At 38.3% G+C, this 14303-nt stretch carries 11 protein-coding genes, 8 tRNA genes and 1 rRNA gene; 16 read left to right on the top strand and 4 right to left on the bottom strand.

The features are described from left to right. From rrf to BCR22_RS02825, 15 genes are all read left to right on the top strand, one after another. A 5S ribosomal RNA gene (gene rrf / locus BCR22_RS02895) occupies positions 1 to 94 on the top strand; the annotation flags it as partial. Between the two features lie 14 nt (positions 95 to 108). Further along, a tRNA-Val gene (locus BCR22_RS02890) sits at positions 109 to 181 on the top strand. Positions 182 to 187: 6 nt separating this feature from the next. Continuing rightward, positions 188 to 260: transfer RNA gene (locus tag BCR22_RS02885), tRNA-Lys, on the top strand. A gap of 12 nt (positions 261 to 272) precedes the next feature. Further along, a tRNA-Leu gene (locus BCR22_RS02880) sits at positions 273 to 354 on the top strand. 35 nt (positions 355 to 389) lie between these two features. Further along, a tRNA-Thr gene (locus BCR22_RS02875) sits at positions 390 to 462 on the top strand. An 8-nt stretch (positions 463 to 470) separates the two neighbouring features. Then, positions 471 to 542, top strand: a tRNA-Gly gene (locus BCR22_RS02870). Between the two features lie 15 nt (positions 543 to 557). Beyond that, positions 558 to 643, top strand: a tRNA-Leu gene (locus tag BCR22_RS02865). 97 nt (positions 644 to 740) lie between these two features. Continuing rightward, positions 741 to 814, top strand: a tRNA-Arg gene (locus tag BCR22_RS02860). Between the two features lie 84 nt (positions 815 to 898). Then, a tRNA-Pro gene (locus BCR22_RS02855) sits at positions 899 to 972 on the top strand. A 162-nt stretch (positions 973 to 1134) separates the two neighbouring features. After that, positions 1135 to 1602 (top strand): CtsR family transcriptional regulator, encoded by a 468-nt coding sequence (locus BCR22_RS02850; protein WP_069653483.1) that lies wholly within the window; start codon positions 1135 to 1137, stop codon positions 1600 to 1602. Positions 1603 to 1606: 4 nt separating this feature from the next. After that, entirely contained in the window at positions 1607 to 4096 is a 2490-nt protein-coding gene (locus tag BCR22_RS02845; RefSeq protein WP_069653482.1) for an ATP-dependent Clp protease ATP-binding subunit, read from the top strand. A gap of 362 nt (positions 4097 to 4458) precedes the next feature. Then, positions 4459 to 5379: a peptidase U32 family protein gene (locus tag BCR22_RS02840; RefSeq protein ID WP_069653481.1), complete on the top strand. Its 921-nt coding sequence runs from the start codon at positions 4459 to 4461 to the stop codon at positions 5377 to 5379. Between the two features lie 13 nt (positions 5380 to 5392). Then, complete coding sequence (locus BCR22_RS02835; RefSeq protein WP_069653480.1) at positions 5393 to 6634, top strand: peptidase U32 family protein; 1242 nt, start codon at positions 5393 to 5395, stop codon at positions 6632 to 6634. A 64-nt stretch (positions 6635 to 6698) separates the two neighbouring features. Beyond that, entirely contained in the window at positions 6699 to 8051 is a 1353-nt protein-coding gene (gor, locus tag BCR22_RS02830) for a glutathione-disulfide reductase (RefSeq protein ID WP_069653479.1), read from the top strand. A gap of 109 nt (positions 8052 to 8160) precedes the next feature. Further along, complete coding sequence (locus BCR22_RS02825) at positions 8161 to 8709, top strand: hypothetical protein (RefSeq protein WP_069653478.1); 549 nt, start codon at positions 8161 to 8163, stop codon at positions 8707 to 8709. A 34-nt stretch (positions 8710 to 8743) separates the two neighbouring features. Here BCR22_RS02825 and BCR22_RS02820 read toward each other — a convergent pair whose 3' ends face one another. The 4 genes from BCR22_RS02820 to BCR22_RS02805 form a co-directional block, all read right to left on the bottom strand. Continuing rightward, on the bottom strand, positions 8744 to 9730 hold the full coding sequence (locus tag BCR22_RS02820; protein WP_069653477.1) for a polyprenyl synthetase family protein: 987 nt from the start codon (positions 9728 to 9730) through the stop codon (positions 8744 to 8746). A 39-nt stretch (positions 9731 to 9769) separates the two neighbouring features. Beyond that, positions 9770 to 10330, bottom strand: coding sequence for a Gx transporter family protein (locus tag BCR22_RS02815; protein WP_069653476.1), 561 nt, complete (start codon positions 10328 to 10330; stop codon positions 9770 to 9772). Between the two features lie 14 nt (positions 10331 to 10344). Then, positions 10345 to 10767 (bottom strand): NusG domain II-containing protein, encoded by a 423-nt coding sequence (locus BCR22_RS02810; protein ID WP_069653475.1) that lies wholly within the window; start codon positions 10765 to 10767, stop codon positions 10345 to 10347. Between the two features lie 109 nt (positions 10768 to 10876). After that, positions 10877 to 12778: an NAD(P)/FAD-dependent oxidoreductase gene (locus BCR22_RS02805; protein ID WP_069653474.1), complete on the bottom strand. Its 1902-nt coding sequence runs from the start codon at positions 12776 to 12778 to the stop codon at positions 10877 to 10879. 265 nt (positions 12779 to 13043) lie between these two features. Here BCR22_RS02805 and pplA point away from each other — a divergent pair, with 265 nt between their 5' ends. After that, a complete protein-coding gene (pplA, locus tag BCR22_RS02800) occupies positions 13044 to 13973 on the top strand; it encodes an extracellular electron transfer flavoprotein PplA (protein ID WP_069653473.1) in 930 nt (309 codons plus the stop codon). Positions 13974 to 14303 lie beyond the last annotated feature (330 nt).

Below are 14303 nucleotides of genomic sequence, written 5' to 3'. Positions count from 1 at the left end.
ATACACCTGTTCCCATGCCGAACACAGAAGTTAAGCTTCTTAGCGCCGATTGTAGTGAAGGGTTTCCCTTTGTGAGAGTAGGACGTCGCCACGCTAAAGTGTTGTCTTGGAGGTTTAGCTCAGCTGGGAGAGCACCTGCCTTACAAGCAGGGGGTCGGCGGTTCGATCCCGTCAACCTCCATTTTTTGAGCCGTTAGCTCAGTTGGTAGAGCATCTGACTTTTAATCAGAGGGTCGCAGGTTCGAGCCCTGCACGGCTCATAGAAATATTTTGCGGGTGTGGCGGAATTGGCAGACGCACTAGATTTAGGATCTAGCGCCTTACGGCGTGGGGGTTCAAGTCCCTTCACCCGCATTTTTAGTCTCGTTTTATAACTAGGCGATTATAACGCCGGCTTAGCTCAGTTGGTAGAGCATCTGATTTGTAATCAGAGGGTCGAGGGTTCAAATCCTTTAGCCGGCATCCAGACTGCGGAAATAGCTCAGTGGTAGAGCACCACCTTGCCAAGGTGGGGGTCGCGGGTTCGAACCCCGTTTTCCGCTTAGCCTTTTCAAAACGCCGGGGTGGCGGAACTGGCAGACGCACAGGACTTAAAATCCTGCGGTGAGTGATCACCGTACCGGTTCGATTCCGGTCCTCGGCATTGCTTTGAAGCACTATGAATGGCAATTCTAAAATTGACAAAATAGATGTGACAAGTACGAAGCAGATGAACACATCTGACTTTGATCCTTGCTTTAGCACCCATAGCTCAACTGGATAGAGTGCTTGACTACGAATCAAGAGGTTAGGGGTTCGACTCCCTTTGGGTGCATAGTTGAAATGTTTGACTACGGATTAGAAGGTTCAGAGAATTAGTCCCTTTTAAGCGTCTAGTCTTTTTTTATTATTATAGCTACGGGAAGTAGCTCAGCTTGGTAGAGCACTTGGTTTGGGACCAAGGGGTCGCAGGTTCGAATCCTGTCTTCCCGATTTAGAGAACAGAGTGATTACTCTGTTCTTTTTGTTTGGTTAAATAATTAGCTATCTAAATTTATTTATCTTTTCTTATCAAATTAGGCATTCTCCTTTATTAAACAGTTGAAGTTATGTATAATTAAGGTCAGTATTAGTCAAGGGAAAAGGATGAGTGTGATGAGTAATCAAAATACTTCGGATTTAATAGAAGCATATTTAAAAAAAATTCTTGAAGAAAGTAGTAAGATTGAGATTCGTAGAGCTGAAATGGCTCATTTATTCAATTGTGTTCCCTCCCAGATTAATTATGTTATCAACACACGTTTTACAATCCAACGTGGCTATTCTGTAGAAAGTAAACGTGGGGGCGGTGGATATATTAGAATCGCCAAAGTTCAAATTTCTGATAGTGATCAATTACTAAAACAAATTGCCCAATTCACAGGTAGTGAACTTTCAGAAAAAGATGCGCTGACATTTGTACAAAAGTTATATGAAGAAGATGTAATCAGCAAAAGAGAAGGAAATCTGATGTTATCTGTTCTAGGAAAATCAGTTTTAGGTAAAGCAGGACCAAATGAAGAATATTTACGTGCTCAATTGTTGCAGTCGTTTTTAGAACGTTTGAGCTACGAGGAGGAATGATAGAATGGATGAATTATTTACAGAAAGTGCCAAGGCGGTACTAGCTATTGCACAAGAAGAAGCAAAATATTTTAGGCATCAATCTGTGGGTTCAGAACACTTATTATTAGCATTAGTGTTAGAACAAAATGGAATTGCAGGGAAGTCATTACGCCAGTTAAACGCAGATAAAAACGATATTCGTGAAGAAATTGAACACTTAACTGGATATGGAACTGTTAAGGCTTATCCTAAAGGTACGTATTTACCTTATTCTCCTCGAGCAAAACAAATATTTGCTTATGCAGGTGATGAAGCGAAGCGTTTAGGTGCTCCAAATATTGGGACAGAACATATTTTGCTAGGGTTATTAAGAGATGAAGATATCTTGGCTTCACGTATTTTATTGAATTTAGGGTTAAGTTTATCTAAAATGCGTCAATTGCTAATGAAAAAAATAGGTGTTACAGATCCACAAATGAGTGGGAATGTAGGACGCCGTCGTAATAGTCAAGCTCAAAAAGCTGCACCAAAAGGAACGCCAACTTTAGATTCCTTGGCGCGTGATTTAACTAAATTGGCACGTGAAAAAGATTTAGATCCAGTGGTTGGACGTTCACAAGAGGTTAGACGTTTGATCCAAATTCTAAGTCGCCGTACAAAGAACAATCCTGTTTTAGTTGGTGAGCCTGGTGTGGGTAAGACTGCAATTGCTGAAGGGCTGGCTCAAAAAATTGTGAATGGTGAAGTTCCTGAAGATATGCTGGAAAAACGCTTGATGATGTTGGATATGGGCGCTTTAGTTGCTGGTACCAAATATCGTGGTGAATTTGAAGATCGTTTAAAGAAAGTAATCGATGAAATTTATCAAGACGGAGAAGTAATTTTGTTTATCGATGAATTGCATACCTTGATCGGTGCCGGTGGTGCAGAAGGTGCAATTGATGCATCAAATATTTTAAAACCAGCACTTGCAAGAGGAGAATTGCAAACGATTGGTGCAACAACATTGGATGAATACCAAAAATATATTGAAAAAGATTCAGCGTTGGAGCGTCGTTTTGCTCGTGTACAAGTGGATGAACCGACTGCAGAAGAAGCTGAAGAAATTTTAAAAGGGTTACGTTCTCGTTATGAAGAACACCATGGTGTGGAAATCACAGATGATGCATTACATGCAGCAGTTCAATTATCTGTGCGTTACATTAACTCTCGCCAGTTGCCAGATAAAGCAATTGATCTAATGGATGAGTCTTCAGCTAAAGTTCGTCTAGATTTAGCGGATGAACCTTCTGAAATCAATAATTTACGCGTGGAGATTGCTGGTTTAGTTCAAGAAAAAGAAGAAGCCATTCAGTCACAGTCGTTTGAAAGTGCAGCAAGACTACGCCAAAAAGAGAAAAAACTAGCCCGCAAATTGGAAAATATTCTATTATTAGAACAAAAAGAAGCTTCTGGATATGCCAATCAGGTAACAGAACAAGATGTTGCGAATGTTGTTTCACAATGGACGGGTGTTCCACTACAGCAGTTAGAAAAGAAAGAAAGTGATCGATTACTTGAATTAGAAAGTATTCTCCATCATCGAGTAGTTGGTCAAGATGAGGCTGTTAAAGCCGTATCACGTGCCATCCGTAGAGCCCGCAGCGGCTTGAAAGACCCTGATAGACCAATTGGTTCATTTATGTTTTTAGGCCCAACAGGTGTGGGTAAAACCGAGCTTGCCAAAGCGTTAGCTGAAACAATGTTTGGTAGTGAAGATGCTCTTGTTCGAGTAGATATGTCTGAATTTATGGAAAAATACAGCACTAGTCGTTTAATTGGTTCTCCTCCAGGGTATGTAGGGTACGAAGAAGGCGGTCAGTTAACCGAAAAAATCCGTCAAAAACCCTATTCTGTCATTTTATTGGATGAAGTAGAAAAAGCACATCCAGATGTCTTTAATATTCTATTACAAGTATTAGACGATGGTCATTTAACGGATTCTAAAGGACGTAAAGTTGACTTTAGAAATACGATTTTGATCATGACATCAAATATCGGAGCAACGGCGATTCGTGAAGAAAAAAATGTCGGTTTCAATGTAAAAGATCTGACAAAAGATTACGATGCGATGCAAAAACGAATTATGGAAGAATTGAAAAAAGCATTTCGTCCTGAGTTTTTGAACCGTGTGGATGAAACAGTTGTCTTCCGTTCATTGGATCAAGAAGAAATTCATGAAATCGTAAAAATCATGAGTAAATCGATCGTTCAACGATTGAAAGAGCAAGACGTTAATGTGAAAATCACCGCAGCGGCTATTGAAGTGATTGGAAAAGTTGGATTTGATCCAGAGTATGGAGCACGACCAATTCGTCGAGCATTGCAAAAAGAGGTTGAGGATCGTTTAAGTGAAGCATTACTTTCTGGTCAAATCCATCTAGGTGATAAAGTAACTATTGGTGCCAGTAAAGGTAAAATAACGTTGAATGTTAAATCACCTAAACCTGAACAAGTATTACAAACAATTTAATCATAAAAACTGTGCAAAACGAATCTGTTTTGCACAGTTTTTGTGTTGATAACTATAAATCAATAGTCTTTATTTTGTGAAAAATAAGCGGTAAAATAAAGAGTGACTATTGGAATGTTTGTGAACCTGTGCTACTATAAAACAGTTGTTAGAAGACTGTGTAAAAAGATAAACATATTATTTTTAAACAAGTTTGTTCATAAACGAACAGAGTGATCAAGCTTTTAAATTATCTAGCTTTATGAGCTAGCTCCTCAGGAAAAAGATAAAAATGGATTGTGGCAGAGAGCGCCACCCTCAATTTTTCCTATTTTCCAGTCAGAGCTGAACATGCTCATACAGCTTTTAAAGGAGGACACAATATGATTGAAGTTATTGCGACTGCTGAATCTATTGATCAAGCGGAGGCATTATTAGCAGCCGGTATTGACACGCTATATATTGGAGAAGAGATGTTTGGATTGCGCTTGCCGACGTCTTTTTCACGTGAAGAACAGCGAACTATTACTGAAAAAGCACATGAAGCCGGTAAAAAAGTGACGGTGGCATTAAATGGGATCATGCATCCTGAAAAAATGAAGAAAGTTCCAGAATATTTATCATTTTTGGAGGACATAAAAGTGGATCAAATAACAGTCGGTGATCCAGGGGTTGTCTTTGTGATGCAGCGTGATGGAATCGGTATTCCCTATATTTACGATGGTGAAACCTTAGTGACGAGCTCTCGCCAAATCAATTTTTGGGCAAAGCGTGGAGCAATTGGTGCAGTATTGGCACGAGAAGTTCCTTTTGAAGAGATGAAAGCAATGAAGGATAACTTGATGGTTCCAGCTGAAGTTCTTGTGTATGGTGCTACATGCATCCATCAATCAAAGCGCCCCTTACTACAAAACTACTATAATTTTACTAAAAATGATGAATCAACTGGTAAAGAGCGAGGTTTATTCATATCAGAACCTAAAAAAGAAGAGACACACTATTCAATTTATGAAGATAGTCACGGTACACATATATTTGCAGATAATGATGTGAACTTAATAGGTGAACTGGACAAGCTTCATGGACATCATTACACAAAGTGGAAGCTTGACGGGATCTACGCGCCAGGAGAAAACTTTGTGAAAGTTGCTAAATTGTTCGTAGAAGCTAGAGAAAAACTAGAATCAGGTATTTGGTCCAGTGAGCAAGCACAAAAAGCGATTGAACAAATTGAGACCCTTCACCCAGAAAATCGTGGGTTAGATATCGGATTCTTTGATTTGGATCCAGACGAGATAAAATAAGGAGAAAAAACACATGACAAACGAACGAACATTGAAGCGTCCTGAGGTCTTAGCACCAGCAGGGACGCTAGAAAAACTAAAAACAGCCATTCATTACGGTGCAGATGCGGTATATATCGGCGGAAATGCTTATGGTTTACGCAGCCGAGCAGGTAATTTCACAAAAGAAGATATGATTGAAGGCGTAGCATTCGCTAATGAACATGGAGCGAAAGTTTATGTGGCAGCAAATATGGTCACGCATGAAGGTAATCAAGAAGGAGCAGGGGCCTTTTTCAGAGAAATTCGCGATGTTGGTATTTCTGCAGTAATCGTATCTGATCCGGCTTTGATTGAAATTTGTGCAGCGGAAGCACCGGGCTTACCAATCCATTTGTCTACACAAGCTTCAGCTACCAACTATGAAACACTGGAATTTTGGAAAAATGAAGGATTAGAACGTGTTGTTTTGGCGCGTGAAGTATCGATGGACGAAGTGGCAGAAATCCGTAAAAATACGGATGTTGAGATAGAAGCCTTTATCCATGGAGCGATGTGTATTTCTTACTCAGGTAGATGTACGTTATCTAACCACATGTCGATGCGGGATGCAAACCGCGGCGGTTGTTCACAATCTTGCCGCTGGAAATATGAGCTTTATGATATGCCTTTTGGTGCTGAACGTACAAGTTTAACAGATAAAGGCGAAGTTGAAGAAGAATTTTCAATGAGTGCAGTGGATATGGCGATGATTCAGCATATTCCAGAGTTGATTCAAAATGGTGTCGATAGTTTTAAAATAGAAGGACGGATGAAATCAATCCACTACGTTTCAACTGTAGCAAATGTGTACAAAAAAGCAGTAGATACCTATATGGAAGATCCTGAAAATTATGAATGCAAACAAGAATGGATCGATGAACTCTGGAAAGTGGCACAAAGAGAACTTTCAACTGGTTTTTATTATCATGTACCGACGGATGAAGAACAATTATTTGGAGAACGCCGCAAGATCCCTCAATACAAATTTATCGGGGAAGTTATGGCATACGATTCTGAAACAAAAGTCGCAACAATTCGCCAAAGAAATCATTTTAGTGTGGGTGATGAAATTGAATTTTACGGTCCTGGGTTCAATCACTTCCATCAAACAGTAGAAGTTATGTATAATGAAGAGGACGAGTCGATTGATCGAGCACCAAATCCAATGATGATTTTAACGATGCCAGTTGAAAAACCAGTGGCTGTTGGTGATATGATTCGTAAGAAAAAATAAATACTATGATTGAGGGATTCGCTATTACAGCTTATCCCTTTCATTGCAAGGAGGATAAGTAACTATGTCAAAAGAATATGATTATATCGTCATCGGTGGTGGGAGTGGAGGAATTGCTTCTGCTAATCGTGCCGGTATGTATGGCGCTAAAGTATTACTAATTGAAGCTAGTGATATCGGTGGAACATGTGTCAATGTGGGCTGTGTACCTAAAAAAGTCATGTGGCAAGCAAGCTCAATGATGGAAATGGTAAAACGCGATACACAAGGGTACGGAATGGATGTAGAAGTAAAAGGCTTCAGCTTTAAGAAGCTTGTTGAAAATCGTGAAGCGTATATTGATAACTTACATGCGGCTTATTACCGTGGATTAGATAGTAACAAAGTAGAGGTTTTAGCTGAGTACGCTACATTTATTGATGATCATACAATTGAAGCCGGTGGTGAAAAGTATACAGCACCTCATATTTTGATTGCTACAGGCGGACGACCTAAAAAATTAGGCATTCCTGGTGAGGAATACGCGATAGATTCTAACGGTTTCTTTGCTTTAGAAGAACTACCAAAACGAGTTGTATTTATTGGTGCGGGCTATATCGCAGCTGAACTTGCTGGAACTATTCATGGATTAGGTGCGGAAACTCACTGGGCATTTAGAAAAGAACGGCCATTGCGAGATTTTGATGATATGCTATCTGAAAAAGTAGTTGAACATTACCTTGAAGATGGAATGCACATTTATCCGAATTCAATACCTCATTCAATTGAAAAACTTGAGTCTGGAGAATTAGTGATTACCTTTGAAAATGGGACTAAAATTACGGCAGACAGTATTGTTTTCGGAACTGGTCGCCAACCAAATACAGATAATTTAGGATTAGAAAATACCCACATTGAATTGTCGGATAAAGGCTATGTGAAGGTTGATAAGTTCCAAAATTCAACACAGGCTGGCGTTTATGCAGTAGGAGATGTGATTGGAAAAATAGATTTGACACCAGTTGCTATTGCTGCAGGAAGAAGATTATCCGAACGTTTATTTAATGGAAAAGAAAATGAATATTTGGATTATGAAACAATCCCTACAGTTGTCTTTACTCATCCAACAATTGCGACTGTTGGACTAACAGAAGCACAAGCAAAAGAAAAATATGGTACTGAAAATATCAAAATATACAGCTCAACATTTACACCAATGTATTTTGCACTAGGGGAGTATCGCCAAAAATGTGATATGAAGTTAGTGTGTGTTGGGGAAGAGGAAAAAATCGTTGGACTACACGGAATCGGTTTAGGTGTGGACGAAATGCTGCAAGGATTTGCAGTAGCTATAAAAATGGGTGCTACGAAGAAAGACTTTGACAATACAGTAGCCATCCACCCGACAGGTTCAGAAGAATTTGTCACAATGAGATAAAAAATAAGGATGAGAAAAAACTGAGTTTAGTTTTTCTCATCTTTTAATTTTTGATAGTTCAGTGTGATTTATTTATACAGACAAATTATATTAGGAGTAATAGTTTAGTATGAACTTTATAAACAGCTATGTTAAAAAAATAGTTAAGAAAACTATTTTCCTTAGTACTACATTGGTGGTTTTTATGACAGTAGGATTAGTTTTCATATTTATTGTTAAGGGGTTTAAAATGCCTCATGCAACGATAGAAGATATAGTAATAGTCCTTATTCTGGGTTTTTCATTGCCAATCATAATTCTTGGAATAGTAATAGGGTTACCACTTTTAAAAATAAATTATCAGATCAATAAGTACCTTACTGAGAGTCAAAAGCTAGAGCAAGAGGAATTGTATACTGTGCTTAAAAGAGAATGTTCAGACAAAGAGGCTAAGTGGCATCTTCAAGCACGCTATAGCAATCAATTTATGGTTCTCTTACCAGATGTTATTATAAAAAGAGATGACTTGTCATCATGCAAACGGTTTGGCACAAAGCAGTATCGGAAAGGGACCTATTATCGGGTGAAATTTAAGTTAAAAAGCGGTAAAGAGAAAGTGATTGACTGTTCTTCGACACTTAGCGTGGATGCTACCATCAGATGGTGGGAACAAAAATAGGTTAGGCCTATCATTGATCATGGCCTAACCTATTTTAATTTGTTCGTGCAAGAATAGCCTGTGTGATTGTGAACAATTTATTTTTAGCATCAGTAGATGTTTCAGGTAATTTAGTAATACCTTTCAAAGCTTGTTGTGTATACTTTTCAGCAAGTTTTTGCGCTTTAGTGACACCGCCAAATGAATGAACAAGTTTGTAGATTTTATTTGTCTCAGCGTCTGTTAGCGCTTCTCCTTTTTTAAGGTAAGGAAGTAACGTTCCACGGCCTTCTTCTAAAGCATATAAAAGCGGCAATGAATAAATCCCTTGACGGACATCTTCTAGAACAGGTTTGCCGATTTGTTCTGGACTTTGTGTATAGTCTAAAATGTCATCGATAATTTGAAAAGCAATCCCGATATTTTCCCCGATCTGACCACAATTTTTAGCAAACCGCTCTGAAGTTCCACTTTCGTAAGCGCCGACGAAGCAGCTTAATGAAAAAAGCTCAGCAGTTTTACCAGAAATATTTTCGAGGTATTGATCGATCGTCATATCAAGATTATAGCGATTATCCATTTGGCCCAATTCACCACTCAATATTTTTTCCATACTTCTAGAATTCAGTTGGATACTCTTTAAAGACGATGAATAGTCAGCAAGTAGTTTAAAACAGCTGACAAATAAATAATCACCAGCATAAACGGCTGTACTATTACCGAATTGAGAACGTATAGTTGGCAAGCTGCGTCTGATATCTGAATCATCTACAATATCATCGTGAATCAGCGTTGCAGTGTGCAGTAACTCGATAGCTGCAGCTAAAGCAATAGCTTTTTTGCTCTCTCTATTCTCGCCAAATTGTGAAAATAAAAGTTGGTATGCTGGTCGTAATAGTTTGCCGCCAGAGTGGATCATGGACATAACAGCATTTTCGACCTCTTTATTTTTTAAATTAACGCTATTTTCCATCAACTTCAGTGTAGTATTTAATTCTTTAGCTAGTTCAGGATATGTTTTCCACATAGGATGAATGTTCATAAGATGACTCCTTCGATTGTACTCAGTCAAGCCAAAATGTTACTGGAAATATTGGCTCCATTTATGTTTCGTTGTCGATTCGTAATTTAATTGAAATTGCCGTAAGGTTTGAACATGGCGTAATAGGTAATTTGCTGCGATTCCTATCGCGATTCCGGATAATAAGCCGATAAATGAAAGGAACGGTAGATAAAGCATCGGAGCCCACGATTGAGCAAAGAAACAAGTGGTCAATAGTTGTCCAACATTATGCAAAAATCCACCAGCTGCACTGATTCCGATAATACTGACACGTTTTGGTCCTAATTGCATGATGACGAGCATACCTAAATAACTAAGTAATGCACCACTAGCACTATAAAAGAAGGTAGAAATTGTTCCCCCAAGTAACATCGTTAAAATCAACCGCAGACAGACTAAAAAGAAACTGTCCCTTTTTCGCATGGTAAAAATGGCAATAATAGTAATCAAGTTAGCCAGTCCTAGTTTTGCACCTGGAGCGAAAGCAAAGGGATAGGGAATCATATTTTCAATTAAGCCGATAATCACGCCTTGGGCAACCAACATGGATATATAGATGTTTTTTTGTAATTTGCTCATAATATACTGGCTGCTTAATAAATCAAACTGCCATCCTCACTCCCGTCAGAAGCTTCAACTGTGATGAATAAATTATGTGGTAAGCAAGCAATCGGTGTTTCTCCTGCTTTAGATATCCATCCTCGTTGTACGCAAATTTGATCTCCGCAGTTGGTTTCAACCATACGGATTCTGTCTCCGCTGACTTCGATCAAGTTGTAATCACCATCAGCTGCTTCGTATTTGTATGTATAAGTGGGGCCATCTTCTTTTAGCTCGAAGACTTTTATGACTTCGCCATCCACTTTTAAGACTGCTTGTTTTGAAGCATCGTCTTGGGCAGTATTTTGTATGCCAAAAACAACAAGGGGCAAGAAAGAACTAATTGTTAAAAGTAAAATAATGGCAATATCCCATGGACGTATATAACTTTTTTGAATAAATTCTTTAAAATTCAACTCTTTCCTCTCCTTTGTAGTTTTTAGTTGAATATATCTTATCATAATGAGAAAAGAAAGTTCTAGGAGCAAACCTAGAACTCTCTTAGATTGTTACTATAAATAGGACTTATTTACTGCCGTATCTAGATTTAGGTGTTCCGTACCACCATTTACCTAGTGTACGTTGTACCCAAGGGATAACCCAGCGGTCTAAACCAAGTGCACGTCCAGAGCCATTCATTAAAGCGAAGGCTACAAAGATAAACCAGATGTTTACCCAGTAGAACATACCTGATAGACAGAAGGCAATTGTTAAACCGATTGTAGCTGCACTACTTATCCAAGTGAACAATCCAGCGATCAATGCTAAAGCGATCAAGACTTCAACAATCGTCATGAATTTTTGCATGAATAACGCAACTTCTTGGTTAGGCATCATGAATTTCATCACACTCTCAAACCATTTAGGCATGTGATCGAATACTTGCATTGGTTCTTCACCATATGCGTAGCTTAAACCGAATTGAGCAGCTTTTGCTGTAGTCTCAGTTGTTTCAGCTCCTGCAGCAGATGCACCAGTTGTTACTTGTTCTTGTAACCATGGGAATGGGAAGGCAACTTTGTCCGTAAACCATGAACCATCACCGAACCAAGTGCTTGGTTTCAAGTAATCGCCAGTTCCGACAATTTTCTTCATCGACTCGACTAACCAAACCATACCGTAGAATACACGCAATGGAACGCTCCATAAAACATTACCATAACGAGAAGAATGTCCACGTGTTACATTACGGTCATCTTTAATATGGAAGAACTCGTGCATGATATATTGGAACATGTAGTAACCAGAACGGATGTCAAAGAAATATTTCAAGTTAACGATATGTTTCATAATGATTGCTAAGAAACCGCTAAGGTGGATTTTATCAAATAAGTTTGCTACACCCCATTTAGCGCCGACAGAAACCATAAAGCCTTGATAATTTCCTTTGAATTTGTGTTTTTCACTACCTTTGATGTCAGCTACGATATTTGCAGCCGCTGTATGGCCAGTTTGCTCAGCAGCTTGAACGATTTGCGGAGTTGGCGTTTCAGGGAATTCTTCGTAATACACCAAGTCACCAACGATATAGATGTTTTTATCTTCATATCCTTTAGCTTGCATAAATTCATTTGCAATCAAACGATTGCCACGAGCTGATTCTAAACCGAAGTCAGCAGCATCAGAAGTTGCTTTAACACCAGCAGTCCAGATCAATGTGTGCGTTGCAACAGAAGAACCATCTTTTAATTTGATATGGTCTGCAGCGACTTCTACGATTGGCGCATTAAGTAATAATTTTACATTTTTCTTCTCTAAATAACGTTCAGCTTTCGCTGCATCATTGCGAGATAACATGTTTAAGATTGTCGGCATTGCTTCAACGACCATTAATGTAAATTCATTAGGATCAAGCTTGAAATCTTTTGCAAGACGATCTTTCCAGTCGATTAATTCACCGATCATTTCGATACCAGTAAATCCTGAACCACAGACAACAAATGTTAGCATTGCCTTACGAACTTCTGGATCGGGTTCGATTGCTGCTTTTTCAACTGTTTCCAAAATATGTTCGCGAATTTTCAGAGAGTTTTCAAACGACCATAAAGTAAATCCATGTTCCTTCACTCCAGGAGTACCAAAATCATTTGGCTCGCCACCCATACCGATAATCAATTGGTCAAATTCATAAGAACCTAACTTGGTTTGAACGACTTTTTTGTCTTTATCGATACCAGTTACAGTGTCTGTTACAAGGGTAACGTTCTTTTTACGTGAGAATAAACGTTGCAAGTCATATTGGATAGCAGAAGGCTCAACACGTCCTCCAGCTACTTCATGCAACTCAGTCATCATGGTGTGGTAAGAGTGACGATCAATTAAAGTAATCTCAACGTCAGAATCTTTTTTCAATTTTTTTGCTAAAAATTTAGTAGCTGAAACTCCAGCATAACCAGCTCCCACAACGACAATTTTTTGCTTTGTCATTGATAATCCGCTCCTTAAAAAAATAAAATAGAAAATGATAATAATTACACAATCGAATTCATTATATAGCGATAATCGGGATTTGTCTAATAACAATTTATAAATATAGGAAATAAACTTTTATTATTAAAAAAGTGTGAAAAACGGGTAAATTTTTGTCTTTCTTTTGTAACTTTAATTGACATAATTGAATTTTTCTATAGAATGTAAATTATATCACAAACTTAATTTGTGAATGTTTAAGAAAAGGAAAAGGTGAACAAAAATGAAAATGAACAAAATTGTAAAGGGCTTCACAGCTATCGCACTTTCATCTCTTTTACTAGCAGCATGTAACTCAGACAACAAAAAGGATACCGCTAAATCATCTGATTCAAGCACGGCCACATCAAAAACAGCTGAATCTTCTAAAGCAACAGAAAAAGAAGCTGGTGCAGATTTACAAGATGGTACGTATAAATTAGAAGAAAAGAACGAATCGAACGGTTACCGTGCAACATTTGAAATGACTGTTAAAGATGGTAAAATCACAGAATCTAACTACGATAATATCAACGCTGATGGTAAATCAAAAGCGGATGACAAAGACTATAATAAAAATATGAAAGAAAAATCAGGCGTAGGCCCAGCGGAATACATCAAAGAATTAAACGATTCTTTTGTTAAAGCACAAAGCGCTGATGGTGTAGAAGTCGTAACAGGTGCGACTCACTCTAGTGAATCATTCCAAAACTATGCACAACAATTAATTCAAGCAGCTCAAGCTGGTGACACTAAAACAATCGAAATCGATAATGGTGCTGATCTTAAAGATGGCACGTATTCATTGAAAGAAAAAAATAATTCAAATGGCTACCACACAGAATTTTCAATCGTTGTTAAAGATGGTAAAGTAACTGAATCTAACTACGATAATGTGAATGATGAAGGCAAATCTAAAAAAGATGATGCTGATTACAACAAGAACATGAAAGAAAAATCAGGCGTAGGCCCAGCGGAATACATTAAAACATTAAACGAAGAATTAGTAAAAACAATGGGTGAAGAAGGCAAATCAGCTGCTGATGTAGAAGTCGTAACAGGTGCAACTCACAGCTCTCATTCATTTGTAACGTATGCAGAACAATTGATCAATGCTGCTGAAAAAGGCAATACTGATGAAATCGTTGTAGACAACATTGTAATGAAAAAATAATTTTTCATAGAATAAATTGAAAGATAATGATGTGAGTCTGGGACAGAAGCATTTCATCCCGAGAAATAAGAAGGGATTGCTTCTGCTCTCACCGTTTATTCGGATTTAGGGTGTGAAACAAAAGTGATTTTTACTTTTGTCCCACACCCTTTTTGCTTTGAATCTCCACGACTGGCTTTTTGCAAAGTGGATGATGAACAGTACTTGGCGACAGGAGGAAGAGAAGCAACCACACTAGGAATCACCAAGCGCTCTTATTCCGAATATCCAAATAGTAATCAGTGGAAGATATCGTACAAACGAATTGCCAAGAATCGAAGAGCATGTGAC

The sequence above is a fragment of the Enterococcus plantarum genome (assembly GCF_001730295.1).
In the GTDB taxonomy this organism is placed as follows: Bacteria; Bacillota; Bacilli; order Lactobacillales; family Enterococcaceae; genus Enterococcus_L; species Enterococcus_L plantarum.
Note: the sequence above shows the minus strand (reverse complement) of the source record. Positions and strands in the feature narration are given on the sequence as shown.